This is a genomic window from Jatrophihabitans fulvus (assembly GCF_054781375.1).
This window is the reverse complement of the sequence record NZ_BAAGUN010000002.1, coordinates 306741-331056: the sequence shown is the minus strand read 5'-3', so window position 1 is coordinate 331056 and position 24316 is coordinate 306741. Positions and strand designations below refer to the sequence as shown.

Annotated in this window: 26 protein-coding genes; 22 read left to right on the top strand and 4 right to left on the bottom strand. The window is 73.1% G+C overall.

The features are described 5' to 3' along the window. Positions 1–4 precede the first annotated feature (4 nt). The 22 genes from tilS to ACYVP9_RS10035 all read left to right on the top strand — a co-directional run bounded on the left by tilS (position 5) and on the right by ACYVP9_RS10035 (position 19599). Positions 5–952, top strand: coding sequence for a tRNA lysidine(34) synthetase (gene tilS / locus ACYVP9_RS10140; protein WP_460604685.1), 948 nt, complete (start codon positions 5–7; stop codon positions 950–952). A gap of 79 nt (positions 953–1031) precedes the next feature. Then, positions 1032–1580: a phosphoribosyltransferase gene (gene hpt, locus ACYVP9_RS10135; RefSeq protein WP_460604684.1), complete on the top strand. Its 549-nt coding sequence runs from the start codon at positions 1032–1034 to the stop codon at positions 1578–1580. Positions 1581–1712: 132 nt separating this feature from the next. Further along, positions 1713–3977: an ATP-dependent metallopeptidase FtsH/Yme1/Tma family protein gene (ftsH, locus tag ACYVP9_RS10130; RefSeq protein ID WP_460604683.1), complete on the top strand. Its 2265-nt coding sequence runs from the start codon at positions 1713–1715 to the stop codon at positions 3975–3977. Further along, entirely contained in the window at positions 3974–4561 is a 588-nt protein-coding gene (gene folE, locus ACYVP9_RS10125; protein WP_460604682.1) for a GTP cyclohydrolase I, read from the top strand. Before ftsH ends, folE begins: the two co-directional genes overlap by 4 nt. 5 nt (positions 4562–4566) lie before the next feature. Then, positions 4567–5412 carry a dihydropteroate synthase gene (folP, locus tag ACYVP9_RS10120; protein ID WP_460605057.1) on the top strand — a complete coding sequence of 282 codons (846 nt, stop codon included), beginning with the start codon at positions 4567–4569 and terminating at the stop codon, positions 5410–5412. Continuing rightward, complete coding sequence (folB, locus tag ACYVP9_RS10115; RefSeq protein WP_460604681.1) at positions 5409–5780, top strand: dihydroneopterin aldolase; 372 nt, start codon at positions 5409–5411, stop codon at positions 5778–5780. The genes folP and folB overlap by 4 nt, the downstream gene beginning before the upstream one ends. Next, positions 5777–6286, top strand: a complete 510-nt coding sequence (gene folK / locus ACYVP9_RS10110; protein WP_460604680.1) for a 2-amino-4-hydroxy-6-hydroxymethyldihydropteridine diphosphokinase — start codon at positions 5777–5779, stop codon at positions 6284–6286. The genes folB and folK overlap by 4 nt, the downstream gene beginning before the upstream one ends. Continuing rightward, a complete protein-coding gene (locus ACYVP9_RS10105; protein WP_460604679.1) occupies positions 6283–6747 on the top strand; it encodes a DUF3180 domain-containing protein in 465 nt (154 codons plus the stop codon). Before folK ends, ACYVP9_RS10105 begins: the two co-directional genes overlap by 4 nt. 52 nt (positions 6748–6799) lie before the next feature. Continuing rightward, positions 6800–8668 (top strand): DUF6779 domain-containing protein, encoded by a 1869-nt coding sequence (locus ACYVP9_RS10100; RefSeq protein ID WP_460604678.1) that lies wholly within the window; start codon positions 6800–6802, stop codon positions 8666–8668. A gap of 68 nt (positions 8669–8736) precedes the next feature. Further along, a complete protein-coding gene (locus tag ACYVP9_RS10095; RefSeq protein WP_460604677.1) occupies positions 8737–9228 on the top strand; it encodes a DUF2975 domain-containing protein in 492 nt (163 codons plus the stop codon). Next, positions 9228–9491, top strand: a complete 264-nt coding sequence (locus ACYVP9_RS10090; protein ID WP_460604676.1) for a helix-turn-helix domain-containing protein — start codon at positions 9228–9230, stop codon at positions 9489–9491. Before ACYVP9_RS10095 ends, ACYVP9_RS10090 begins: the two co-directional genes overlap by 1 nt. A 107-nt stretch (positions 9492–9598) precedes the next feature. Next, a complete protein-coding gene (locus ACYVP9_RS10085; RefSeq protein WP_460604675.1) occupies positions 9599–10393 on the top strand; it encodes an SDR family NAD(P)-dependent oxidoreductase in 795 nt (264 codons plus the stop codon). Beyond that, positions 10387–11265, top strand: coding sequence for a 3-hydroxyacyl-CoA dehydrogenase family protein (locus ACYVP9_RS10080; protein WP_460604674.1), 879 nt, complete (start codon positions 10387–10389; stop codon positions 11263–11265). The genes ACYVP9_RS10085 and ACYVP9_RS10080 overlap by 7 nt, the downstream gene beginning before the upstream one ends. Before the next feature lie 36 nt (positions 11266–11301). Beyond that, the gene (locus ACYVP9_RS10075; protein ID WP_460604673.1) at positions 11302–12543 is read left to right on the top strand and encodes an amino acid ABC transporter substrate-binding protein; all 1242 of its coding nucleotides are present in this window, start codon (positions 11302–11304) and stop codon (positions 12541–12543) included. 19 nt (positions 12544–12562) lie between these two features. Next, a complete protein-coding gene (locus ACYVP9_RS10070; RefSeq protein WP_460604672.1) occupies positions 12563–13447 on the top strand; it encodes a branched-chain amino acid ABC transporter permease in 885 nt (294 codons plus the stop codon). Further along, the gene (locus tag ACYVP9_RS10065; protein ID WP_460604671.1) at positions 13444–14448 is read left to right on the top strand and encodes a branched-chain amino acid ABC transporter permease; all 1005 of its coding nucleotides are present in this window, start codon (positions 13444–13446) and stop codon (positions 14446–14448) included. The genes ACYVP9_RS10070 and ACYVP9_RS10065 overlap by 4 nt, the downstream gene beginning before the upstream one ends. Then, positions 14441–16030, top strand: a complete 1590-nt coding sequence (locus tag ACYVP9_RS10060) for an ATP-binding cassette domain-containing protein (RefSeq protein WP_460604670.1) — start codon at positions 14441–14443, stop codon at positions 16028–16030. Before ACYVP9_RS10065 ends, ACYVP9_RS10060 begins: the two co-directional genes overlap by 8 nt. 18 nt (positions 16031–16048) lie before the next feature. Then, positions 16049–16894 carry a cyclase family protein gene (locus ACYVP9_RS10055; RefSeq protein ID WP_460604669.1) on the top strand — a complete coding sequence of 282 codons (846 nt, stop codon included), beginning with the start codon at positions 16049–16051 and terminating at the stop codon, positions 16892–16894. Beyond that, positions 16894–17280, top strand: a complete 387-nt coding sequence (locus ACYVP9_RS10050) for a cupin domain-containing protein (protein ID WP_460604668.1) — start codon at positions 16894–16896, stop codon at positions 17278–17280. Before ACYVP9_RS10055 ends, ACYVP9_RS10050 begins: the two co-directional genes overlap by 1 nt. Further along, positions 17277–18092: a beta-keto acid cleavage family enzyme gene (locus tag ACYVP9_RS10045; protein WP_460604667.1), complete on the top strand. Its 816-nt coding sequence runs from the start codon at positions 17277–17279 to the stop codon at positions 18090–18092. The genes ACYVP9_RS10050 and ACYVP9_RS10045 overlap by 4 nt, the downstream gene beginning before the upstream one ends. A 7-nt stretch (positions 18093–18099) precedes the next feature. Next, entirely contained in the window at positions 18100–18789 is a 690-nt protein-coding gene (locus tag ACYVP9_RS10040) for a DAPG hydrolase family protein (RefSeq protein WP_460604666.1), read from the top strand. Between the two features lie 36 nt (positions 18790–18825). Further along, positions 18826–19599: an IclR family transcriptional regulator gene (locus tag ACYVP9_RS10035; protein ID WP_460604665.1), complete on the top strand. Its 774-nt coding sequence runs from the start codon at positions 18826–18828 to the stop codon at positions 19597–19599. Positions 19600–19664: 65 nt separating this feature from the next. On the opposite strand, the gene ACYVP9_RS10030 is transcribed toward ACYVP9_RS10035, so the two are convergent. From ACYVP9_RS10030 to ACYVP9_RS10015, 4 genes are all read right to left on the bottom strand, one after another. Next, complete coding sequence (locus ACYVP9_RS10030; protein ID WP_460604664.1) at positions 19665–20273, bottom strand: TetR/AcrR family transcriptional regulator; 609 nt, start codon at positions 20271–20273, stop codon at positions 19665–19667. After that, positions 20270–21031, bottom strand: coding sequence for a Clp protease/crotonase-like domain-containing protein (locus ACYVP9_RS10025; protein WP_460604663.1), 762 nt, complete (start codon positions 21029–21031; stop codon positions 20270–20272). Before ACYVP9_RS10025 ends, ACYVP9_RS10030 begins: the two co-directional genes overlap by 4 nt. Then, positions 21031–22191 (bottom strand): acyl-CoA dehydrogenase family protein, encoded by a 1161-nt coding sequence (locus ACYVP9_RS10020; RefSeq protein ID WP_460604661.1) that lies wholly within the window; start codon positions 22189–22191, stop codon positions 21031–21033. Before ACYVP9_RS10020 ends, ACYVP9_RS10025 begins: the two co-directional genes overlap by 1 nt. A 73-nt stretch (positions 22192–22264) precedes the next feature. Next, on the bottom strand, positions 22265–24214 hold the full coding sequence (locus tag ACYVP9_RS10015; protein WP_460604660.1) for an acetyl/propionyl/methylcrotonyl-CoA carboxylase subunit alpha: 1950 nt from the start codon (positions 24212–24214) through the stop codon (positions 22265–22267). Positions 24215–24316: the final 102 nt, after the last annotated feature.

The window sequence follows — 24316 nt, the reverse complement described above, 5'->3', positions numbered from 1 at the left end:
CCGGATGAGCGGGCCGACGCCCGCGGTGGCGGCGGTGCGCACCGCCGTCCGCGCGGTGATCGGCGACCGCCGGGTGCTGGTGGCGTGTTCCGGCGGCGCCGACTCCGTCGCCCTGGCGGCGGCGACCGCGTTCGCGGCACCGCGCGCCGGCGTCGCGGCGGGTCTGATCACCGTCGACCACGGTCTGCAGGACGGGTCGGCCGACGTCGCCCGCGCGGTCGCCGCCCTGGGACACGAGCTGGGCCTCGACCCGGTCGAGACCGTCCGCGTCGAGGTGGGCGCCCACGGCGGCCCGGAGGCGGCCGCGCGCGAGGCCCGCTACGCCGCGCTCGGCCGCGCGGCGTCCGCCCTGGACGCCGACGTGCTGCTCGGCCACACGCTCGACGACCAGGCCGAGACGGTGCTGCTCGGGCTCGGGCGCGGGTCCGGTCCACGCTCGATCGCCGGCATGCGTCCGGCGGACGGACGGTGGCTGCGGCCGCTGCTGGGCGTGCGCCGGGCGACCACCCGCCGGGCGTGCGCCGACCTCGGGCTGGCGGTGTGGGACGACCCGCACAACGACGACCCGTCGTTCCGGCGGGTACGCCTGCGCCACGAGGTGCTCCCGCTGCTCGAGGACGTCCTCGGTGGCGGCGTCGCCGAGGCGCTGGCGCGCACCGCGAACCTGCTCCGCGACGACCTGGACGCCCTCGACTCGTGGGACCCCGGCATCGCCGCCGACGGCCCGACCCTGGACGTGGCCGCGCTCGCGGAGCTGCCGCGCGCCGCCCGGACCCGGGTGCTGCGCGCCTGGGCGCTCGCGCGGGGCGCCGCGCCCCTCTCCGCCGAGCGGACCGCCGCCCTCGACGCCCTCGTGAGCGACTGGCACGGCCAGGGACCGATCGATCTACCGGGGGGCGTCAGCGTCCGCCGCGCGTCTGGGAGACTCGAAACCGTGGGGATTTCAGCGTGAGCGACGCTTGCGGAGCGAACCGGAAACACAGTGTGACGTGGAGCCTCGCGGCGTCCCCGGAGCGCAGCGAGGAGACGCCGTGAGCGAACTCGACCGCGACATCGACGAGGTGCTGATCAGCGCTGACGCGATCAGCGCGAAGATCGGCGAGCTGGCCAAGGAGATCGACGCCGAGTACTCCGACCGCGAACCGGTGCTCGTGGGCGTCCTCAAGGGCGCGGCCATGTTCATGTCCGACCTCGCCCGGGCGCTCGAACGGCCGGTGACGATGGAGTTCATGGCCGTCAGCTCCTACGGCAGCGGCACCCAGAGCAGCGGCGTGGTCCGCATCCTCAAGGACCTCGACCGCGACATCGCGGGCAAGGACGTCCTCATCGTCGAGGACATCATCGACTCGGGCCTGACGTTGAGCTGGCTGCTGAAGAACCTGCGCGCCCGCCAGCCCGCGTCGATCCGCATCGTCGCCCTGCTGCGCAAGCCCGAGGCGGTGAAGGTCGACGTGCACGTCGACCACATCGGCTTCGACATCCCGAACGAGTTCGTCGTCGGGTACGGCCTCGACTACGCCGAGCGCTATCGCGACCTGCCCTACATCGGACGGCTGCGCCCCGCCGTTTACGGGGGTTAGGCGCCTCGGCGCCCGGGCGCGCCGTGTACCGTCAGTGGTCCGGGAAGGCCGCTCCCCGAGTGGTGTCGGCCACCTGTCGGACCGTCCACTTCTGGGAAGGAACGCGAGCGGCTCCCCGTTCGTGGTAACGATATGAATCGCAGGCGCATTCTCCGGTCGTGGTGGCTCTGGGCCATCGTGATCCTCTTCGGCTTCATCGTGCTGCCGAACCTGCTCTCGAGCGGCAGCGACTACCACGGCGTCTCGAGTTCCGACGCCCTCGCCGAGGTCCAGGCCGGGCACGTCCGCAAGGCCGTCATCGACGACAAGGCCCAGACGATCAAGCTCGAGCTCAAGAAGGGCGAGTCGTTCGAGGGCAAGTACGAGAAGATCAGCTCGCAGTACCCCTCGGGCTCGGCCAACAACGTCTTCACCCAGCTGCAGAAGGCCGCCGACACCAAGGGCAACGGACTCGAGTTCCGCACCTACGTGGCCAAGGAGAACACCTGGCTGTCGATCCTCGTCAGCCTGCTGCCCATCCTGTTGATCGTCGGCATCCTGTTCTTCGTCATGAGCCAGGTGCAGGGCGGCGGCAGCCGGGTCATGAGCTTCGGCAAGAGCAAGGCCAAGCTCGTCAGCAAGGACACCCCGAAGACGACGTTCCAGGACGTCGCCGGGGCGGACGAGGCGATCCAGGAGCTCGACGAGATCAAGGAGTTCCTCGCCAACCCGGCCAAGTTCCAGGCCATCGGCGCGAAGATCCCCAAGGGCGTCCTGCTCTACGGCCCGCCCGGCACCGGCAAGACGCTGCTCGCCCGCGCGGTCGCCGGCGAGGCGGGCGTGCCGTTCTACTCGATCTCCGGATCCGACTTCGTCGAGATGTTCGTCGGCGTCGGCGCGTCCCGTGTGCGTGACCTGTTCGAGCAGGCGAAGAACAACGCGCCCGCGATCATCTTCGTCGACGAGATCGACGCCGTCGGCCGCCACCGCGGCGCCGGCATGGGCGGCGGTCACGACGAGCGCGAGCAGACGCTGAACCAGATGCTCGTCGAGATGGACGGCTTCGACGTCAAGGGCGGCGTCATCATGATCGCCGCGACGAACCGTCCGGACATCCTCGACCCGGCGCTGCTTCGCCCGGGCCGTTTCGACCGCCAGATCGCCGTCGGCCCGCCCGACGTGCTGGGCCGCGAGGCGGTCCTCAAGGTCCACGCGAAGGGCAAGCCGTTCGCCGCCGACGTCGACCTCGGCGTCATCGCCCGTCGCACGCCCGGCTTCACCGGCGCCGACCTCGCGAACGTCATCAACGAGGCCGCGCTGCTCACCGCGCGCACCAACGGCCGCCTCATCACGGGCGCCGCCCTCGAGGAGTCGATCGACCGCGTCATCGCCGGCCCCGAGCGCAAGACGCGGGCGATGAGCGACAAGGAGAAGCGGGTCACCGCCTACCACGAGGCGGGCCACGCCCTCACTGCGTGGGCGATGCCGAACCTCGACCCGGTGCACAAGGTGACGATCCTGCCGCGCGGCCGCTCGCTCGGACACACGCTCGTGCTGCCGCTCGAGGACCGCTACACGCAGACTCGCGCCGAGATCCTCGACCAGCTCGTCTACGCGCTGGGCGGGCGTGCCGCCGAGGAGCTCGTGTTCCACGAGCCCACCACCGGCGCGTCCAACGACATCGAGAAGGCCACCAAGCTGGCCAAGGCGATGGTCACCGAGTACGGCATGAGCGCGAAGCTCGGTGCGGTCAAGTACGGCACCGGCGACAGCGAGCCGTTCATGGGCCGCGACTACGGCAACCAGCGCGACTACTCCGAGGACATCGCCGCCGACATCGACGCCGAGGTGCGCGACCTCATCGAGGGTGCGCACGACGAGGCGTGGGAGATCCTGCAGCAGTACCGCGACGCACTCGATGCCATGGTGCTCGAGCTCGTCGAGAAGGAGACGCTGTCGAAGGACGACCTCGAGCGCATTCTCGCGCCCGTGCGCAAACGTCCGCCGCACAACACGTTCACCGCGTTCGGCAAGCGCACGCCGTCCGACCGCCCGCCGGTCGACATCCCGCCGTCGCTGCGCAAGCCGGCACCGAACGGGGTCGACGCCTCGAACGGTCACCACAACGGCAACGGGCACAACGGCAACGGCAACGGCAGCGGCAACGGCCACGGGGCGCAGCCCGGCGTGACCCCCGAGCCCGTCGCCCCGCAGCCGCCGTCCGGTCAGGGTGGCTACTTCGGACCGCCGCAGGCGCCGCCCGGCGGCTACGGTCCGCCGCCCGGGCAGCCCGGCCAGTACGGCCCGCCGCCCAGTGGGTACGGTCCGCCGCCCGGCCAGCCGGGGCAGTACGGTCCGCCGCCCGGGGGCAACCCGCCGCCGTCCGGGCCGTACGGCACCGGCGGCGACGGTCGGTGAGCGATTCCGAGGCGCTCGGTATCGACGTCGCCCGCGCCGAGGCAGCGGTGCGTGAGCTGCTGCTGGCCATCGGCGAGAACCCCGACCGGGACGGGCTGAAGGCCACACCCGGACGGGTCGCACGTGCCTACGCCGAGGTGTTCGGCGGCCTGGCCGTCGACCCCGCGGACGTGCTCGAGACGACGTTCGACGAGGACCACGACGAGCTCGTCCTGGTCAAGGACATCCCGCTGTACTCGATGTGCGAGCACCACCTCGTGCCGTGGCACGGCACGGCGGCGGTCGGCTACATCCCCGGCGCCGACGGCCGCATCACGGGCCTGTCGAAGCTGGCGCGGCTCGTCGACCTGTACGCCCGCCGACCGCAGGTGCAGGAGCGGCTGACCACCCAGGTCGCCGACGCGCTGGCCGACCGGCTCAAGCCGCGCGGGGCCATCGTGGTGATCCAGGCCGAGCACCTGTGCATGGCGATGCGCGGCATCCGCAAGCCGGGTGCGCTGACGATGACCTCGGCCGTCCGCGGCATCTTCAAGAGCGACCAGCGCACCCGCTCCGAGGCGTTGAGCCTGATCCTGGGTCGGTGACCGTGGTGGGCGCCGGCGTGCTCCCCCGCCGCGACGACCGCCTGGTCGTCGTCGGCGTGCTGAACACGACCCCCGACTCGTTCTCCGACGGCGGGCAGCACGACGACGTCGACGCCGCCGTCGCCCACGGGTTGCGGCTGCGCGCCGAGGGCGCCGACCTCGTCGACGTCGGCGGTGAGTCCACCCGTCCCGGTGCGCGCCGGGTCGAGGCGGACGAGGAACTGCGGCGGGTGCTGCCGGTCGTCACCACCCTGGCCGCCGAGGGCGTGCCCGTCTCGATCGACACGTACCGCGCGAGCGTGGCCGAGGCGGCGCTCGGCGCCGGTGCGCTCATGGTCAACGACGTCTCGGGCGGCCTCGCCGACCCCGCGATGGTGTCCGTGGTGCGCGACGCCGGCGCGCCGTGGGCGCTCATGCACTGGCGCGCGCACGCCGACCACATGAACGAGCACGCCGTCTACGACGACGTCGTGAAGGACGTCCGCGACGAACTGCAGGCCCGGGTCGACGCCGCGCTGTCCGCGGGGATCGACGCGTCCCGGCTGGTCGTCGACCCCGGCCTGGGGTTCGCGAAGACCGCCGCCCACAACTGGGCACTGCTCGCGCACCTGCCCGTGCTCGAGGAACTCGGTCTGCCCGTGCTCGTGGCGGCGTCGCGCAAGTCGTTCCTCGGCCGGTTGCTCGCCGGCGCCGACGGCACTCCCCGCCCGGTCGACCAGCGCGAGGACGCCACCGTCGCCATCACCGCGCACTGCGCCGCCGCCGGCGTGTGGGGCGTGCGGGTGCACGAGGTGCGCCGCTCGGTCGACGCCGCGCTCGCCGTCGCCGCCATCAGAAGGGCCACCCCATGACCCGTCCCGACGCCATCTCGCTGCGCGGGCTCACCGTCCGCGGTTTCCACGGCGTGTTCGACCACGAGCGGCGCGACGGCCAGGACTTCGTCCTCGACGTCGTCCTGTTCGTGCCCACCGCGGCCGCCGCGCGGTCGGACGACCTCGCCGACACCGTCGACTACGGCGCGCTCGCCCAGGGTCTCGCCGCCGTCGTCGAGGGCGAGCCGGTGAACCTGCTCGAGACGCTCGCCGACCGTCTCGTGGCCGTCTGCCTCGCCGACGAGCGGGTCGAGGCCGCCACCGTCACCGTCCACAAGCCCCAGGCGCCGATCCCGCTGACGTTCGCCGACGTGTCGGTCACCGTGCACCGGGAGAGATCGGCGTGACCGGGGCGGTGCTGTCCATCGGGTCGAACCTGCCCGACCGCGGCGGTCACCTGCGCACCGCGCTCGACACGCTGCGGCCCTGGGTCACCGGGGTCTCGCCGGTCTTCGAGACGCCGCCGTGGGGTCCGGTCGAGCAGGGACCGTTCCTCAACGCCGTGCTGCTGGTCGACGACGACACGGCGGACGCCGACGAGTGGCTGCGCCGGGCGCACGCCGCCGAGGACGCCGCCGGACGTACCCGCGAGGTGCGCTGGGGTCCGCGCACCCTCGACGTCGACGTCGTGACCGTCGTCGAGGGGGGCGTGGAACTGCGCGACGAGCGGCCCGACCTCACGCTGCCCCATCCCCGCGCGCACGAGCGGGCGTTCGTGCTGGTGCCGTGGGCGGCGCTCGACCCGTCCGCCCGGCTCGGCGGACGGCCGGTGGCCGACCTGATCGCGGCCCTCGAGGCAGCCGACCCCGGTGAGGTCGCGGCCGTCCGCCGGGTCGAGGCGGCACTCGCGTGACCCGCCCGGGCATGCAGCGCACCGGATGGCGCGAGCTCGTGCTGCCGGCCGTGGTCGTCGGCGGGCTCGTCTACCTGCTGCTGCGCTACGCCTACGACTCGATGCCGCCGCTGCAGCTGCTCGTCCCGGTGCCCGTGGCCGCCCTCGCGGTCGCCGAGTTCGTCGCCGCGCGCCGGGTACGGGCGGCCGTCCGCCACGACCCGGACGCCAAGCCGATGGCGGCGATCGTCATCGCCCGGTGCGTCGCGCTCGGCAAGGCGTCCTCGATCGTCGGCGCGGGCGTGGGTGGTGCCGCGCTCGCGCTGCTCGCCCGGGTCTTCCCGGACGTGGGAACGGTCGACGCCGCCGGTCACGACGCGATCGTCGCGACCGCCATGTTCGTGGCGTGCGTGCTGCTCGTGGGGGCCGGTCTCTGGCTCGAACGGGCGGGACTCGACCCCAACCGCGACCGCCGCCCCTGAGGGGTTCGTGCGAGCCGGCTGCGGCTCTGGTCCCGGCCTCTAAACTGTCCCGGTGCCGCCCCGGACCAGACCCCCGCTCACGCGTGGCGTCGTGCTGCGCGGCATCGGCTTCACCGTCGCGATCGCCCTCGGCGGCATCGCGGTGTGGCTCATCGTCACCAGCGACACGCAGAAGAGCCTGCGCATCGCGATCCTGGTCGGTCTCTGGGGACTGCTGCTCGGCGCGTACTCGATGTTCGGCGCCCGTCGCAGCCTCGCCGACGAGCTCGCCGAGGCGTCCGCCGACGCCCCCTCGCGCCGCGAGGTCGCGGTGCGCGACTCCCGTACGGCCGTCGAACGGGCGGACGACGCCAACGCCCGGCGCGAGTGGGAGCACCGCCTCGAGCGGCTGATCGCCCACGAGATCAGCAACGGCGTCGCCCGCGAGACCGCCGCGCTGCGCGGCGAGATCGCGGCGCTGCGCAAGGAACTGCTCGAGAAGGTCGGCGGCCAACTGCGCCTCGAACGCATCGAGACCACGCGGGTCATCGGGTCCGACCTCGAGGCGCTGCAGCACGAGGTGCGGCAGCTCAAGTCGGTCACCGAGGACGTCCGCCTGCCCGAGTTCGGCGACCAGCGGCTGTCGCTGCGCCCGGTGGTCGAGCCGGCGCGGGTGCGTCCGGTGAGCCGCGCGACGGCGGAGGTCGAAGCGGACGTCCGGCCCGCCAACTCCGAGGTGCCCGAGCACGGCGCGCCGTCGCTCACCGCCCCCGGGGCGAGGGCCGGGGCGCCCGCCCGGGTCGCGGGCCCGCCGGCCGACGACCCGGCCGCCAGGGTGCACCAGCCGCCACGCGAGGACGGGCGTCCGGTGCAGCAGGACGTTCCGGCATCCCGCGGTCCGGCCGCTCCGGCGGCCCAGCCGGGCGCGCAGCGCCCCGCGCAGGTCGCCGGTACCGGTGGGCCGCAGCAGGCGGGCGGCACGGGCGGCACGGGCGGAACTGCCCAGCCGCCGTTGCGCCCCACGTTGCGTCCCGCGCAGGGCGCGCAGGCAGCGCAGCCCGCGGCCACGCCGCCCCGGCCGGAGCAGCCGCGCACGAGCCAGCAGGCGGCCGACCCCCGTCAGTTCGGACCCCAGCAGGCGGCCCAGCAGCCCGGCCGGTCGGCGCCCCGTCAGTCGGCGCAGCACCAGGCGGCGGCCGAGGAGGCGGCCCGGCAGGAGGCGGCGCAGCACGCCGCCCAGCAGGCGGCCGAGCAGCAGCGCCGGGCGCAGCAGGCGGCCGAGCAGCAGCGCCTGGCCCAGCAGGCGGCCGAGCAGCAGCGCCTGGCCCAGCAGGCAGCCGAGCGCCGGCACGCCGAGCAAGCAGCCGAGCGCCGGCGCGCCGAGCAGGCGGCCGAGCAGCAGCGCGTGGCGCGGCAGGTGGCCGAGCGACAGCGCGAGGAGCAGCAGGCACCGCAGCAGGGGAGCGACGCGCCGGCCGCCGGCCCGTCGGTGCCGCCGGCCGACCGCGCGGCCGACCGGGCCGCCGCGAAGCGCCGCGACGACGACCCCTTCGCGTCGCTGCCCCGCTTGACACCGTTTCGCGACTTCGCCCTCGACGACGCCATCGACCAAGCCCCCGACGACGCCCCGGTCAACGGCAACGGCAACGGCACCGCCCACGCCGACGCTGCCGCCGACGGCCCGGCCTACACCGGCCGCCGCCGGCGCTCGGCCGGAGCGGACGGCGAGCCGGGCGGTCACGGTGCCGTGCGCGACACCGACGCCACCGAGGACACCGAGGACATCGAGGACACCGAGGCCGCCGACGTCGATGCCGCCGGCGCCGCCGACACCGACGACGACAACGGCCGGCGTCGCCGGCATGCGAGCGACGCTGCCGACGACGGCAACGACCTGCTCGCCCGCCTGCTCGCGCGCGAAGGCGGTCGCCGCCCTTCCTGACGCCCGACCTTGCCGCACCTATCGAAAATCGATAGATTTCTCTCGAAGAACGAGCGAGGGAGTGCGTGATGGGTCGTGTGACGGTGCTGGCGCTGCGCGGGGTGCTCCTGGCTGCGGGTCTGTCGACGCTCGCGGTGCAGGCGGGCACGATCGCGCTGCTCGCCACGGTCGGCCGGGGCGACGTGCCGGCCCCGCAGCGGGTGCAGGTGGCGGTGGGCGTGGCGCTCGCGGTCGGGTGCGTGCAGCTCGCGATGGTCGGGGTGTGGCGCCTGGTCACCCGTGTCCGCCGGGGCACGGTGTTCTCGACCGGCTCGTTCGGCATCGTCGAGTCGGTGCAGTGGGCGCTGGTCGCGGCCGCCGTGCTCGTGCTGCTCGTCGGCTGCGCGCTCGCGCCGGGTGAGGCGGTGCCGCCCGGCATGGTGCTGCTGGTCGGGGTCGTCGGACTCGTGCTGGGTGGGGTCGCCCTCGTCGTCGCGGTGTTGCGCGGCCTGCTCGCCCAGGCCGTCGACCGCGACGGCGAGGCCCGCCGGCTGCGTGCCGAGCTGGACGCGGTCGTCTGATGGCGATCGTCGTCGATCTCGACGTGCTGCTGGCGCGCCGGAAGATGTCCGTCGGAACGCTGGCCGACCGTGTCGGCATCACCCCCGCCAACCTCGCGGTGCTCAAGAACGGGCGGGCGAAGGCGGTCCGCTTCACCACCCTCGACGCGCTGTGCGCGGTGCTCGAGTGCCAGCCCGGCGACCTGCTGCGCTGGGTGCCCGACGATCCCGCGGCAGGTTCGACCGCGGGTCCGCCCACCCCGGCGGGCGTGGCGTCCGGCTGAGGTCGCCCGTCCGGCCCGTCCGCCCGGTCACTGCTTGACGTTGTGACGCGGGCAACTCTATGGTCTCCCGTCAAGCGGAACAACTGTTCCGCAGATCGGGAGAAGACATGGACGCCGCGGGAGCCACGACGAACCCGTCCGCCCTGTTCGACCTGTCCGGACGGTCGCTGCTGATCGTCGGCGCCACCGGGGCGCTCGGCTCGGTCGCGGCGCGCACGCTGGCTGCGGCCGGCGCCCGGCTGACGCTCACGGGCGGGTCGGCGGACGCCCTCGAGGCCCTCGCCGCCGGGCTCGGCACGAGCGACGTGCGCACCGTCGCCCGCCGTCCCGACACCGAGGACGACGCCGCGGCGATGGTGGCCGAGGCGGAGAGCCAGGGCCCGCTGGCCGGCGTGCTCGTCACCGCCGGCGTCAACCACGTCGCGCCCATCACCGACATGGCGGTCGACGACTTCGAGCGGGTGCTCGACGTCAACGTGCGCGGCTCGTGGCTGGTCGCCCGCGCGGCCGGCCGGGTGATGCTCGAGCACGGTGGCGGCAGCGTCGTGCTCGTCTCGTCCACCCGTGGCCGGCTCGGTCATCCCGCGGGGTACAGCGCCTACTGCACGTCCAAGGGCGCGGTCGACTCGCTGACGCGGACCCTCGCGGCCGAATGGGGCGGGCGCGGCGTGCGCGTCAACGCGCTCGCCCCGACCGTGTTCCGCTCGGAGCTCACCGCGTGGATGTACGCCGACGACGAGAAGGGCCGCGCCGTCCGCGAGGCGATGTTCGCGCGCATCCCGCTCGGCCGCTTCGCCGAGCCCGAGGACTTCGCCGGTGCGCTCGTCTACCTGCTCAGCGACGCGGCCGCCTTCGTCACCGGGCAGATCCTCTACCTGGACGGCGGGTACACGGCGTGCTGACGCTGTCGCGCGTGGCGGTGGTGGGCGCCGGCCTGATGGGCCGGGGCATCGCCCGGGTGTTCGCCGAGCACGGCCACGACGTCGCGCTGTTCGACCTCGACGCCGCGGCGCTCGACGGCGCGACGGCCGGGATGCACGCCGACGGGCTCGACGTCGGACGGGCGATCGACCTCACCGACCTCGCGCACGACGCCGACCTGGTCGTCGAGGCCGTCGTCGAGGACCTCGCCGTCAAGCAGGACCTGCTCGCCGAGTTGTCGCGCATCACCGACACCGCCGTTCTGGCCACGAACACCTCCGTGCTGCCGGTGACCGCGATCGCGGCGCACACCCGCCGTCCGGAGCGGGTCGTCGGCACCCACTGGTGGAACCCGCCCGACCTCGTCCCGGTCGTCGAGGTCGTACGCGGCGAGCGGTCGGAGGCGGCCGCGCTCGACGCCGTCACCGCGACACTCACCGCGCTCGGCAAACTGCCCGTCCGCGTCGAACGTGACGTCCCCGGCTTCATCGGCAACCGGCTGCAGCACGCGTTGTGGCGCGAGGCGATCGCGCTCGTCGCCGACGGCGTGTGCGACGCCGCCACCGTCGACCTCGTCGTCCGCAACACGATCGGCCTGCGGCTGGCGACCCTCGGGCCGCTCGAGAACGCCGACCTCGTCGGGCTGGACCTCACGTTGGCGATCCACTCCGCGGTGCTGGCCTCGCTGAACGCCGACCCGCATCCGTCCCCGCTGCTCGAGAAGCACGTCGCCGACGGGCGGCTGGGGGCCAAGTCGGGGTCGGGGTTCCTGGCGTGGCCGCCCGGTACCCGCGAGGCCACCACCGCCCGGCTGCACGAGCACGTCCGCCGTCAGCTCGCCGCCACGCCCTGACCCGTCCGTCCCATCGCGTCTCACCGAGGAGAGCACATGGCCATCGTTCCCCTGTCCCGGCGGGCCGCGCGGCGCGCCGCGCTCGGCGCCGCCGCCGTCGCGACGCTCGCGCTCACGGCGTGCGCACCCGACTCGGGCAACGACGACCCCGGCGGCGGGGACGGGCCGATCGTCATCGGCGCGAGCCTGCCGCTGTCGGGGCCGCTCGCCGGCTTCGGCAGCTTCCAGGACTGGGGCTACAAGCGCGCCGTCCAGCAGGTCAACGCCGCCGGCGGCATCGACATCAGCGGCACGAAGCGCAAGGTCACCCTCAAGATCGTCGACGACAAGACCGACCCCAACCAGGTCACGTCGAACATCAAGAGCCTGATCTCCGGCGACGACGCGGTCGGCCTGCTCGGCTCGTGCACCCCCGACCTCGTCAACCCCGGCGCGGTCGTCGCCGACCAGCAGAAGGTTCCCTTCGTCGCGGGGTGCGACCCGATCGAGGTGTTCTCGGGCGTCAAGAAGTGGACCTACGCGTGGGACATCTTCTTCAGCGTCCCCGAGCTGGCCGCCCTGTCGTTCGAGACCCTCGAGGGCCTGAAGCTGGCGACCAACAAGCGGGTCGCGATCCTGCACGACAACGGTCCGGACGGCAAAGCGGTCGGCAACGAGATCTGGCCGGGCCTGGCGAAGAAGTACGGGTACTCGGTCGTCGCGAACGTCGAGTTCCCGACCGACAACACCGACTTCTCCGCCTCCATCCAGAAGGCCAAGAACTCCGACGCGGACGTGCTCCTCGTCGACAGTGTGACGCCGCAGGCGATCTCGCTGCGCAAGCAGATGGCCGCCGTCGGCTATCGCCCGAAGTACATGGTCAGCGAGAAGGGCGCCGAGCCGGTGCAGTACGCGCAGGCGCTCGGCACGCTCGCCGACGGCGTGATGGTCGGTGCGTACTGGGACCCGAGCTTCCCGTACCCGGGAGCGGCCGCTCTGCAGAAGGCGTTCGAGTCCGAGACGGGCAAGACCTCGAGCCAGCACATCGCCGACAGCTACACCGCCGCACAGGTGCTGCTGGACGCCATCGCGAAGGCGGGCTCCACCGACCCGAAGAAGATCAACGACGCGATCCGCGCCACCGACAAGACCTACGTCGTCGGTCCGGTGAAGTTCAGCGGCAACAACACCTCGAAGATCCCGGTCGCGCTGTCGCAGTGGCAGAACGGCAAGCCGGTGATCGTCTGGCCCGCGAACCGGAAGACGGGCTCCATCGTCTTCCCGCTCCCGTCGTCGTGACGCGGGGGCGGCGACCGTCATGACCATCCCGAGTGCCGACGCGCTGCTGCAGGCCGTGGTGCTGGGCCTGCTGCTGGGCGGCCTCATGTCGCTGAGCGCGCTGGGCCTGTCGATCGTGCTGGGCGTGATGCGGCTGGTGAACCTCGTGCACGGCGAGATCGTCGTGCTCGGGTCGTACACCGCTTTGCTGCTGCTCGACCACGCCGGGCTCGATCCGCTGCTGTCGCTGCCGATCGTGTTCGCGGGTGCGCTGCTGCTGTTCTACCCGCTGTACCGGTTGCTGCTGGCCCCGGTCGCGAAGTACGGCGACGAGGCCCCGCTGCTCACGGCGTTCGCGCTGTCGATCATCGGACAGAACCTGTTCGTCCAGGGCTTCACCGGAGACGTCCGGTCGCTCGACCGGCCCTACACGCGCAGCAACTTCGACCTGCTGGGCGTCACGGTGCCCACGGTCTACCTGATCGGCTTCGGGGTGGCCCTGGCCATCACGGCGCTGGTGTACCTGCTGATGACCCGCACCGGCCTCGGCCGCCGGATGCGGGCCAGCGCCGAGGACCCGGCGGCCGCCGCCATCGTCGGGGTGCCGGTCGGACGGGTGCACGCCCTCACGTACGCACTCGGAGCCGCTCTCGCGGCGGTCGGCGGCATCCTGATCGCGCTCTGCTTCTCGTTCACGCCGGCGTCGGGCACGGAGTACCTGCTGCTCGGGTTCACGGTCGTCGTGCTGGGCGGGCTCGGCAGCGTGTTCGGCACCTTCGCGGGCGGTCTCGTGCTCGGTGTGCTGCAGGCCGTCGGCGCGCTGCTGTTCGGCGACGGGTACCGCACCTTCGTCGGGCTCGTGCTGTTCCTCGTCATCCTCGCGCTGCGGCCGCAGGGCCTGTTCCGGAAGGCGGCGACGGCGTGACCGCCCTGCACGCCGCCCCGGCCGGCACCGCCGAGCCGGCCGCCCCGGCACGGCGACGTCCGCCGTGGGTCCGCGAGTTCGCGGTGCTCGCCGCCGGCGCGGTCCTGCTCTTCCTGGTGCCCTACGTCGCGAGCACCTACCTCGTCGAGGTGGGTTACCTGTTCCTGCAGCTCGCGGCGCTGGCCACGGCGTGGAACCTGCTCGCCGGTTACACCGGCATGGTGTCGCTCGGCTCGGCGTCGTTCGTCGGCATCGGGGTCTACGCGTTCGCCCAACTGGACTCGTCCCTGGACGGCGTCCCGTTGCCGGTCGGGCTGCTCGCCGGTGGCGTGCTCGCCGCCGGGTTCGCCGTGGTCGTCAGCCCCGCGATGTTCCGGCTGCGCGGCCTGTACTTCACCATCGGGACGCTCGCGCTCGCCGAGGCGCTGAGGCTGTACATGAGCACGAGCGCCACCTTCGGCGGCGCGAGCGGCATCTTCCTGGTGACACCCTCGCCGGAGGCCTACCAGCTGTACTGGATGGTGCTCGGCGTCGCGGTGGTGGCCACCGCGGTCGTCCTGGTCCTGCTGCGCCGGCCGATCGCCCTGCGCCTCAACGCCGTCCGCGACGACGAGACGGTGGCGCGCACGATGGGCGTGTTCACCTTCCGCACCAAGCTGATCGCCTTCGTGATCGCGGGTTTCCTCATGGGCGTGGTCGGGGCCGTGCAGGCGCTCGACGCGGGTGTCGTCGAACCCGACGGGGCCTTCGGGCTGACCTGGACGGTCGACATCGTGACGGCCGCGATCATCGGCGGTCTCGGGACGCGCACCGGCCCCTGGGTGGGCGCCCTGTTCGCGGTCGCGCTCGCGGAGCTGCTCAAGGACTACGCCACCGTGCACCTCGCGGTCACCGGCGCGGTGCTGCTGCTCGTCGTCCGCTTCGCGCCGCTCGGCATCTGGGGCAGCCTGGTCGCCGCCGCGTCGCGGGCGCGTGCCCGCCGGACGGTGTCCCGTGGGTGACACCGTCCTGGAGGTCCGCGGTCTGACGCGCCGCTTCGGCGGCGTGGTCGCCATCGACGACCTGTCGCTCGACGTGCGCCGCGGCGAGGTGGTGGGCGTCATCGGCCCGAACGGTGCGGGCAAGAGCACCTTCGTCGGCCTGGTGTGCGGCGCGCTGCCCGCGTCCGCCGGCACGGTCGCGATCGACGGGCAGGACGTGACCCGCCTGGACGCTGCGCGCCGGGCGCGGCTGGGCGTGGGTCGCACGCACCAGATCCCGCGGCCGTTCGACCGCATGACGGTGCTGGAGAACCTGCTGCTCGCAGCGGGCAGCGTGCCGAAGGGCCGCTCGGCCAGGCAGCGGGAGGCCTTCTGCCGCGACGTGCTCGCCCGCACCGGTCTCGCCGACCGTGCCGACGAGCGCGCCGGCGGGCTGACCCTGCTGCGCCGCAAACGGCTCGAGCTGGCCCGGGCGCTCGCCCTGAGCCCCCGGCTGCTGATGCTCGACGAGATCGGAGCCGGGCTCGTCGAGTCCGAGACGGCGGAACTGATCGAACTGATCCTGCAGCTGCGTGACGAGTGCGACGCGCTGCTCGTCATCGAGCACGTCATGGACGTCATCACGACCTGCTGCGACCGCACGGCGGTGCTCGACTTCGGCCGGCTCATCGCGCTCGGCCCGACCCGTGAGGTGCTCGCCGACGCGAAGGTCGCCGCCGTCTACCTGGGCACGGCCTCCGTTCGTCACCGCGCCGGCGACGCGACCGAACCGACCGCGTCCGACGGTCACCGCGCCGCCGAGGTGACCGAACCGCCGCCCGCCCACCACCCCGTCGCACCGGACGCGATCACGCCGCTGGTCGACACGTCCGGCCCCGGCGACGGCCCGCTGCTCGAGGTGCGCGGCGTCTCGTACGCCTACGGCGGGCTGCGGGCGCTGCGGGACGTCGACCTGACCGTCGGCCGGGGCGAGGTCGTGGCGCTGCTCGGCGCGAACGGGGCGGGCAAGACCACGCTGACGCGGGTCGTCGCCGGCGCGTTGCACCCCGACACCGGCACCGTCCGCTTCGACGGCCGCGAGACCACGGCGATGCGCGCCGACCGCGTCACCGGCCTCGGGCTCGCGCAGTGCCTCGAGGGCCGCCGCATCTTCGGCACCCTCAGCGTGCAGGAGAACCTCGTGCTCGGCGCCGGCGACGCATCGGCCGCCCAGCGGGCCGAACGCCTCGACGCCGTGTACGGCGTCTTCCCCGCCCTCGCCGAGCGTCGTCACCGCAGCGGCACCGCCATGTCGGGTGGGCAGCAGCAGATGCTGGCGATCGGACGGGCACTCATGTCGGCGCCCAAGCTCGTCGTCCTGGACGAGGTGTCGCTGGGCCTGGCGCCCATCGCCGTCGACCGCCTCTACGAGGCGCTCGCGGCCATCGCTGCCTCCGGCGTCTCGCTGGTCCTCGTCGAACAGAACATCGGACGCGGGCTCAGCCTCGCCGCGCGCGCATACGTCCTCTCGCAGGGACGCATCGCGCTGTCCGGAACCACCGAAGACGTCGCCGCGCACCCCGCGCTGCGTGCCCTCTACGTCGGCGAGACCGCCGATGCCTGACAACCGGAAGGACGTCCGATGACCGCCACGAAGACCGAGTGGACCTGGCCCGCCGGCCCCAAGGAGGCCGGACTGCAGTTCTTCGACCTCTCGCACCCGTGGGGGCACGGTGTGCCGGCGTGGCCGTACTTCGAGGACGTCAAGATCGAACGGCTGCACGGCATGGCGAAGAGCCGCGTCCTCACGCAGAAGATCACGACGGTGATGCACTCGGGCACCCACATCGACGCCCCCGGCCACGTCATCGAGGGCACGCCGCTGCTGCACGAGATACCACTCGCCAACTTCTTCGGCACCGGCGTCGTGCTCGACATCCCGAAGAAGAAGTGGGGTGTCGTGACCCCGGACGACCTCGAGGCGGCGAGCGAGCGGACGCCGGTGCGCGAGGGCGACATCGTCATCGTGAACACCGGCTGGCACCACACCTACGCCGACAGCGCCGAGTACTACGCCTACAGCCCGGGCTTCTACAAGGAGGCGGGCGAGTGGTTCGCCGCCAAGGGACTGAAGGCGGTGGGCACCGACACCCAGGCGCTCGACCACCCGCTCGCCACCGCCATCGGCCCGCACGGGCCCGCGGCCGAGTCCGGCGGACTGCTGCCCTGGGCGTGCGCCGAGTACGAGGCCGAGACCGGACGGTCGGTGCTGCAGGACTTCCCGGAGTGGGAACCGTGCCACCGCGCGATCCTGTCCAAGGGCATCTACGGGTTCGAGAACGTGGGCGGCGACCTCGACGCGGTCACCGGCAAGCGGGTCACCTTCGCCGCCTTCCCGTGGCGCTGGGTCGGCGGCGACGGGTGCATCGTCCGCCTCGTCGCCATCACCGACCCGACGGGTGAGTACCGCTTCGAGCCGGGGTCGTGATGGCCGCGCGCGTCACCCGTTTCGACGCCGCCCCGCGGTACGAGCCGCCGCTGCACAACGGCGTGGCCGGACGGCGGCTGCAGGGTCTCGAGGCGGGACCCACCGATGCGTTCTGGGTCGGGCACTCGCACTACCCACCCGGTGCCGACTCCGAGCTCGCACCCACGGCGGCCGAGACGGTGTACGTCGTGCTGGGCGGCGAGCTGACGCTGCACGTCGAGGGGGAGCAGCCGGTCGTGCTGCGCCGGCTCGACTCCGTCCACCTGCCGCAGGGAACGGTGCGCCGCGTCGTCAACGACACCGGCGACGACGTCGAGGTGCTGGTCGCGATCGCGTCCGCCGGCGGTCCCGACGCTGCTCACCGCCCGTCGGGGGACGGGCGGTGAGCGTCGTCGTCACCGTCGCGCCCACGGGGCCGATCGCGTCCAAGGCCGACAACCCGTCCCTGCCCACGCAACCGCACGAGATCGCCGCCGCGGTCGTCGCCGCGTACGGGGCCGGCGCGTCGGTCGCGCACCTGCACCTGCGCGACGAGCAGGACCGTCCGACCGCCGACCCCGGCGTGGCCCGCCGGACGATGGACCTCATCGCCGAGCGGTGCCCGATCCACCTGCAGCTGTCGACCGGGGTCGGGCTGTCGGTGCCGTTCGAGGAGCGGGAGAAGCTCGTCGAACTGCGGCCCCGGATGGCGACGTTGAACCCGTGCTCGATGAGCTTCGGTGCCGGGGAGTTCCGCAACCCGCCGGACGGGGTGCGGCGTCTCGCCGCCCGCATGCAGGAGCTGGGGGTGAAGCCCGAACTGGAGGTGTACGACACCGGCCACCTCGACGCCTGCCTGCGCCTGCGCGACGAGGGGCTGCTCGACGGCGTCTTGACGTTCAGCATCGTGCTCGGCGTCGTGGGTGGCGCCGCGGCGACGGTCGACAACCTGGTGACCATGGTGCGACGGCTGCCGCCCGGTGCCGTCTGGCAGATCATCGCGATCGGGCGGGCCAACCTCGAGCTGACCGCCATGGCCCTGGCGATGGGCGGCAACGCACGCGCCGGCATGGAGGACACCCTGTATTTGCGCAAGAGTGAGCAAACACCCGGCAACACGCCACTCGTCGAGCGCACCGTGTCACTGGTGCGGGCTCTCGACCGCACGGTGGCGTCCGTCGACGAGGCCGCGTCCGCGCTCGGCCTCCCCGAGAGCTGAGGCCGCCGTGGACCTCTCCGGCGTGGGCGCCCTGCTCGACCCGACCCCGCTGAACCTCGAGACGGGCTGGGAGCGCCTGCCCGACGGCGTACTGCACGTCGCCTGCCGCACCGACATGCACGGCTGCAGTGGCGAGATGTTCGAGTGGTGGTTCCGGTGGCGCTGCGACACGCAGAAGTACACGTGGTGGCACCCGGTCGACCACGTGTACTCGGCCTGGTCGGGAACGCTGCGCGACGACACGCACGTCGGCAGCGAGCACGTCGTGACCGAGTACTTCACCGGCCTGCCGGCGGAGGACCTCACCATCCAGTTCCGCGATCCGGCGGAGTTCTTCGACGCGGACGCCTACGCCGCGGCGCGGACGTCCGGTGCGCTCACCTGTGCCGTGCTCGGGCGGACGGGCATGTCGCACGAGCCGTCCCGGCGCGACGACGGCGCGGTGCTCGGCGGACGGCTGCTGCACGTCGGGCGCGACACCCCGTGGGGCCTCGCGCTGCGCAGCCACTTCTTCATGGGCCAGGACCTCCCGGCCCGCGGCCTGACGCCGACCCAGGTCGCCGACCAGGTTCCGGGCGCGTTCGGGATCGCGTTGCTGCAGCACTGCTACAACGAGTTCACGTTCCTGTCGCGGTTCCTGCCGTCGTTGTTCGTCGCCGAGCACCGGGACGAGAGGACGCCCGATGTGCCGTGGTAGATCGGAAGTGTCCGTTCCGCTGGCAGGATGGAAACCGTGACAGAGCACGTCGATGCACCCGGTGACGCCGGGCGCGGGGCCGGCATCCAGGTGATCGCCCGGGCCGCGGACATCCTGCGCGCCCTGTCGGCCAACCCGGGCGGGCTCAGCCAGGCCGATCTCGTCGAGCACCTCGGGCTCGCCCGGACGACCGTGCACCGCATGGTGAACGCGCTCGTCGCCGAGGGTCTGGTGGGGGTCTCGCGCGGGCGTGGCCGCTACCAGCTCGGACCCGAGATCGCCCGGATGGCGACCACCGTGCGGCGCGATCTGGTGGCGGGCTTCCATCCGCTGCTCGAGAGCCTGTCGGCGCGGCTGCAGGAGACGGTCGACCTGTCGATGCTCGAGGGCAGCCGGGTCGTGTTCCTCGACCAGGTCACCGCCCCGCAGCGGCTGCGGGCGGTGAGCGCGGTCGGCGAGTCGTTCCCGGTGCACGCGTGCGCCCCGGGCAAGGCGCTGCTGGCCGGGCTGGCGCACGACGAGATCTCCGCCGTCGTCCCGGGCCGGCTCGAACCGCTGACCTCGCGCACGATCACGTCCTTCCCGGCGCTGATGAGCGAGATCACCGGCGTGCGGCAGGCCGGTGTCGCGTTCGACCGGGAGGAGCACACCGAGGGCATCTGCGCCCTCGCCGTCGCCCTCGACCAGGACGGCGGCAGCCGGGTCGCTATCAGCGTGCCCATGCCGTCCCAGCGGTTCTACGGACGTGAGGAGCAGCTCGCCGAGCAGCTCCGCAGCACGGTCGAGGAGTGGCCCTCGCTGTTCGCCTGACCGCCACAACCGGCGAAGCTGCCGGTCGGTCGGCGAAGCCGCCGGTCGACCGGCGAAGGTGCCGGTCAGTTCGGGGCGGCGGCGGGCAGCAGCGCGGCCAGCGTGCGGGACCACTCGGCGGCGATGCGGGTGCGCCGGTCGGTGTCGTCGGTGAGCAGGTTCGCCAGTCCCAGCCCGCGGGCGAGGTCGAGCGTGGCCTGCACGGTCTCGCGCACGCCCGGCTCGCGCTCGTCGACCCCCAGCAGCGAGACCACCATGCGGTGCACCTCGCGCCCGATGCGGGCCTCGAGCGGCACGACCTGGTCACGCAGCTGCGGGTCGGACGCGGCCGCGACCCACAACATGAGCGCGGCCCGGAAGAACGTGCCCGAGTAGAGGTCGAAGACGAGCGCGACCACCTGCTCGGCGTCGAGCCGCTCCCGGCCGGCCAGCTCGCGGCGCAGTTGCTCGGTGCGCTCGCCGGTGACGTGCTCCAGCGCGGCGGTGAACAACGCCTCGCGGGTGGGGAAGTGGTGCTGCGCCGCGCCCCGCGAGACGCCCGCCCGCTCGGCGACGACGGCGACCGTCGACGCCGTCCACCCGAGCTCGGCGAGGCACCTGATCGCCGCCTCGAGCAGCCGGGCCCGGGTGGCCCGGGACCGGTCCTGCTGCGGCGGACGGTCGACGGCGGTCACTGCACCGCGGCCCACCGGGGCGGCCGCTTCTCCAGGAACGCGAGCATGCCCTCGCGGGCCTCGTCCGAGCCGAACAGCCGGGCCGACAACGCCTGCAGGTCGCTCGCCCCCGCCTCGAACGCGGCGCGCGCCCGCGCGGTCGTCAGCGGCTTGGTCTCGGCGAGACCCTGCGGCGAGCACCGGCGCAGCGCGTCGAGCACACCGTCGGTCTCGGCGCCGAGGTCGTCCGGGGCCGCCGTGACCAGACCGGCCGCGAGTGCCTCGGCGGCGCCGAACGTCTCGCCGGTCAGGTAGTAGCGCGAGGCGGCCCGCTCGGTCATCCGTCCGAGGGTGGTGAGCGAGATGATCGCGGGCGCGAGACCCAGGCGCACCTCGGTGAAGGCGAACGTCGCCGCAGGGCCGGCCAGCGCGATGTCGCACGCGCCGACCAGCCCGACCCCACCGGCTCGGACGGCGCCGTCGACCTTGGCGATCACGGGCTTGGGCAGCTCGACGATCGAGCGCATGAGGTCGAGCATCCGCTGCGTGCCCCGCTGTGGCCCGCCCTCGGACGACTGCTCCTTCAGGTCGGCGCCGGCGCAGAACACGGTGCCGGTGTGGGTGAGTACCACCGCGCGGACGTCGGCGTCGGCGGTCGCCGTCCGCAGGTGATCGGTCAGCTCGTCGACCAGCTGTGACGACAGGGCGTTGCGGTTCGTGGGTGAGTCGAGGGTGAGCGTGACTATTGCGCGATCCTGCGCATACCGGACGACGCTCATCAGTACGACTTCGGCAGGCCGAGGCTGAACTGCGCCACGAAGTTCAGGATCATCTCGCGCGACACCGGGGCGATGCGCGCGACGCGGGCGCCGATGAGCAGGTTGCCCAGCCCGTACTCGTGGGCCAAGCCGTTGCCGCCGTGGGTCTGCACGGCCTGGTCGACGCAGGCGATGGAGGCCTCGGCGGCCGCGTACTTCGCCATGTTCGCCGACTCGCCGGCTCCCATGTCGTCGCCGCTGTCGTACAGCGCCGCCGCCTTCTGCATCATCAACCGGGCCAGCTCGAGCTCGACCTTCGCCTTGGCGAGCGGGTGCGAGATGCCCTGATGGGTACCGATGGGCTTTCCGCCCCACACCGTGCGCTCGTTGGCGTACGCGACCGCCTTGTCGAGCGCGTAGCGGCCCATGCCGACCGACCCGGACGCCGCCATGATGCGCTCGGGGTTGAGCCCGGCGAACAGCTGCGCGAGGGCCGCGTCGCCCTCGCCGACGAGCGCCTCGGCGGGCAGGCGGACGTCGTCGAGGTAGAGCATGAACTGCTTGTCCGGCATGACGACGTCCATGTCGATGGCCGTGTACTCGAAGCCGGGAGTGTCGGTCGGGAACGCGAACAGCGCGGGCTTGAGCTTGCCGGTGTCGGCGTCCTCGGTGCGGGCGACGATCAGGATGGCCTGCGCGTGGTCGACGCCGGAGACGTAGTACTTGCGGCCGTTGAGGATCCAGTCGCCCCCGTCGCGTCTCGCGGTCGTGGTGATCCGGTGCGTGTTCGATCCCGCGTCGGGCTCGGTGATGCCGAACGCCATGATCGTCTCGCCGGACGCGATGCCGGGCAGCCAGCGCCGCTTCTGCTCGTCGGTGCCGAAGCGGCTGATGATGGTGCCGTTGATGGCGGGTGAGACGACCATCATGAGCAGCCCGCAGCCCGCGGCGTTGAGCTCCTCTCCGGCGATGGCCAGCTCGTACATGCCGGCCCCGCCGCCGCCGTACTCCTCGGGCAGGTTCAGGCCGATGAAGCCGCTGCGCCCGGCCTCCTGCCACAGCTCGGTCAGCGGCTCGTGCGCCCGCGCGCGCGGCGCGGTGTACTCGTGCCCGTAGCGGCGTCCCAGCTCGGCGACCGCCTTGCGCAGCGCGATCTGCTCCTCGGACTCTCTGAAGTCCACGGCAGTCCTCTCCTCGGTACTCGTCGTCGGTTCTCGTCGGGTGATCGTTGGGTGATCGTTGGGTGATCGTCGGTCAGTTCTCGTCGTCGACGACGGCGAGCGTCTGTCCGACCTCGACCTGCTGACCCACCTCGACGGGCAGCTCGGTCACGACGCCCGCCGCGGGTGCGGCGATGCGGTGCTGCATCTTCATGGCCTCGAGCCACAGGACGGGATCGCCCGCCTGCACCCTGTCGCCGACCGCCACCGCGACACGGACGACGGCCCCGGGCATGGGGGCGAGCAGCGAGCCGGCGGCGACCTGGTCGGCGGGGTCGGTGAAGCGGGGCACGCGCCGCAGCCGGACGGGCCCGAGCGCGGAGTCGACGTGCACCTGCTCGCGGGCCACCGCCACGGCGAAGGCGCGGCGCACCCCGTCGACGTCGAGCACGACGCGATGGGGCGCCGCCGCCACCAGCGTGACGCCCTCGACGCCGATCAGACCGTCGCGGGTGAGTCGGTACTCGACCGTGTGCTCGTCGAACACCGTCCGCTGCGGCTGGCTGGGTACGTTGCGCCACCCGGACGGGACGCTGCGCAGCACCCGCGCCGACGACCTGTCCGCGCTGTCGATCGCCAGGGCGGCGGCCAGGGCGGACAACTGCGTGGCGGCGTGGTCGGCGAGCGGCGCGGCCAGCACGTCGAGGCCGTGCGTGGCGAAGAACGTGGTGTCGGTGTCCCCTGCGAGAAAGGCGGGGTGCCGCACCGTGCGCACCAGCAGGTCGCGATTGGTGACCACGCCGTGCACCTCGGCCCGGGCGAGGGCTCCCGCCAGCCGCGCCGCCGCCACCGCCCGCACGGGCGCCCATGCGATGACCTTCGCGAGCATCGGGTCGTAGTGCACCGACACGACCGACCCGTCCGCGACACCGCTGTCGAGCCTCAGCCCTGCTTTCGCGCCGTTCTGCGCGAATGCGGTGTCGGCACCGGGTACGCGGAAGCGGGTGAGGGTGCCCGACTGCGGCTGCCACTCGGCGGACGGGTCCTCGGCGTACACGCGCACCTCGATCGCGTGACCTCGCGACGGTGGCGGCTCGGGGTCGAGGCGCGCGCCGTCCGCCACCGCGAGCTGCAGCGCGACCAGGTCGAGTCCGGTGGTCGCCTCGGTCACCGGGTGTTCCACCTGCAGGCGCGTGTTCATCTCGAGGAAGTGGAAGCTGCCGTCCTCGTCCGCCAGGAACTCGACCGTGCCCGCTCCGGTGTACCCGATCGCCCGCGCGGCCAGCCGGGACGCCTCGAACAGCCGCTCCCGCATGCCGTCCGTGCGCTCGACGAGCGGGGACGGCGCCTCCTCGACCACCTTCTGGTGCCGTCGCTGCACCGAGCACTCGCGCTCGCCGACCGCCCACACCGTCCCGTGCGTGTCGGCCATGACCTGCACCTCGATGTGCCGCCCGGTCGCCAGGTACGGCTCGCAGAAGACCGTCGGGTCACCGAACGCGCTCGCGGCCTCGGCCCGGGCCAGTTCCGTTTCGGACGCCAGGTCGGCGAGCGACGTGACGACCCGCATCCCCCGCCCACCACCGCCCGCGGAGGCCTTGACGAGGACGGGCAGATCCGCGGCCGTCACGTCGGCCGGGTCCAACTCGGCGAACACCGGCACGCCGGCGTCCGCCATCAACCGCTTGGCCCCGATCTTCGAGCCCATCGCGTCGATCGCCTCCGGAGACGGTCCGATCCACGCCAACCCGGCCTCGATCACCGCCCGCGCGAACCCCGCGTTCTCGGACAGGAATCCGTACCCCGGATGCACCGCGTCGGCCCCCGCCCGCCGTGCCGCCTCGATCAGCAGATCCGTCCGCAGGTACGTGTCGGCCGGCGCGGATCCGGGCAACCGCACCGCCGCGTCCGCCTCCGCCACGTGCGGCGCGTCCGCGTCCGGATCGCTGAAGACGGCCACCGTCCCCAGCCCCAGCTCCCGGCACGTCCGGAACACCCGCCGCGCGATCTCTCCGCGATTCGCCACCAACACCGAGGTGATCACAGACGGTCACCTTCGTCGGTCTGCGAGGGGCGGGACGGAAGGGCCCGACCGTGAGCGTGGACGGGACTGGCCGCCGAGCGAGGGACGAGCGAGGCCGGTTGC

Excerpts from the sequence above, each read along its gene's own strand:
- ACYVP9_RS10095 (WP_460604677.1), top strand. The coding sequence starts at position 8,737 with ATGGGTCGTGTGACGGTGCTGGCGCTGCGCGGGGTGCTCCTGGCTGCG.
- ftsH (WP_460604683.1), top strand. The coding sequence starts at position 1,713 with ATGAATCGCAGGCGCATTCTCCGGTCGTGGTGGCTCTGGGCCATCGTG.
- ACYVP9_RS10025 (WP_460604663.1), bottom strand. The coding sequence starts at position 21,031 with ATGAGCGTCGTCCGGTATGCGCAGGATCGCGCAATAGTCACGCTCACC.
- ACYVP9_RS10085 (WP_460604675.1), top strand. The coding sequence starts at position 9,599 with ATGGACGCCGCGGGAGCCACGACGAACCCGTCCGCCCTGTTCGACCTG.
- ACYVP9_RS10055 (WP_460604669.1), top strand. The coding sequence starts at position 16,049 with ATGACCGCCACGAAGACCGAGTGGACCTGGCCCGCCGGCCCCAAGGAG.
- ACYVP9_RS10050 (WP_460604668.1), top strand. The coding sequence starts at position 16,894 with ATGGCCGCGCGCGTCACCCGTTTCGACGCCGCCCCGCGGTACGAGCCG.
- folB (WP_460604681.1), top strand. The coding sequence starts at position 5,409 with ATGACCCGTCCCGACGCCATCTCGCTGCGCGGGCTCACCGTCCGCGGT.
- ACYVP9_RS10070 (WP_460604672.1), top strand. The coding sequence starts at position 12,563 with ATGACCATCCCGAGTGCCGACGCGCTGCTGCAGGCCGTGGTGCTGGGC.
- tilS (WP_460604685.1), top strand. The coding sequence starts at position 5 with ATGAGCGGGCCGACGCCCGCGGTGGCGGCGGTGCGCACCGCCGTCCGC.
- ACYVP9_RS10075 (WP_460604673.1), top strand. The coding sequence starts at position 11,302 with ATGGCCATCGTTCCCCTGTCCCGGCGGGCCGCGCGGCGCGCCGCGCTC.
- ACYVP9_RS10090 (WP_460604676.1), top strand. The coding sequence starts at position 9,228 with ATGGCGATCGTCGTCGATCTCGACGTGCTGCTGGCGCGCCGGAAGATG.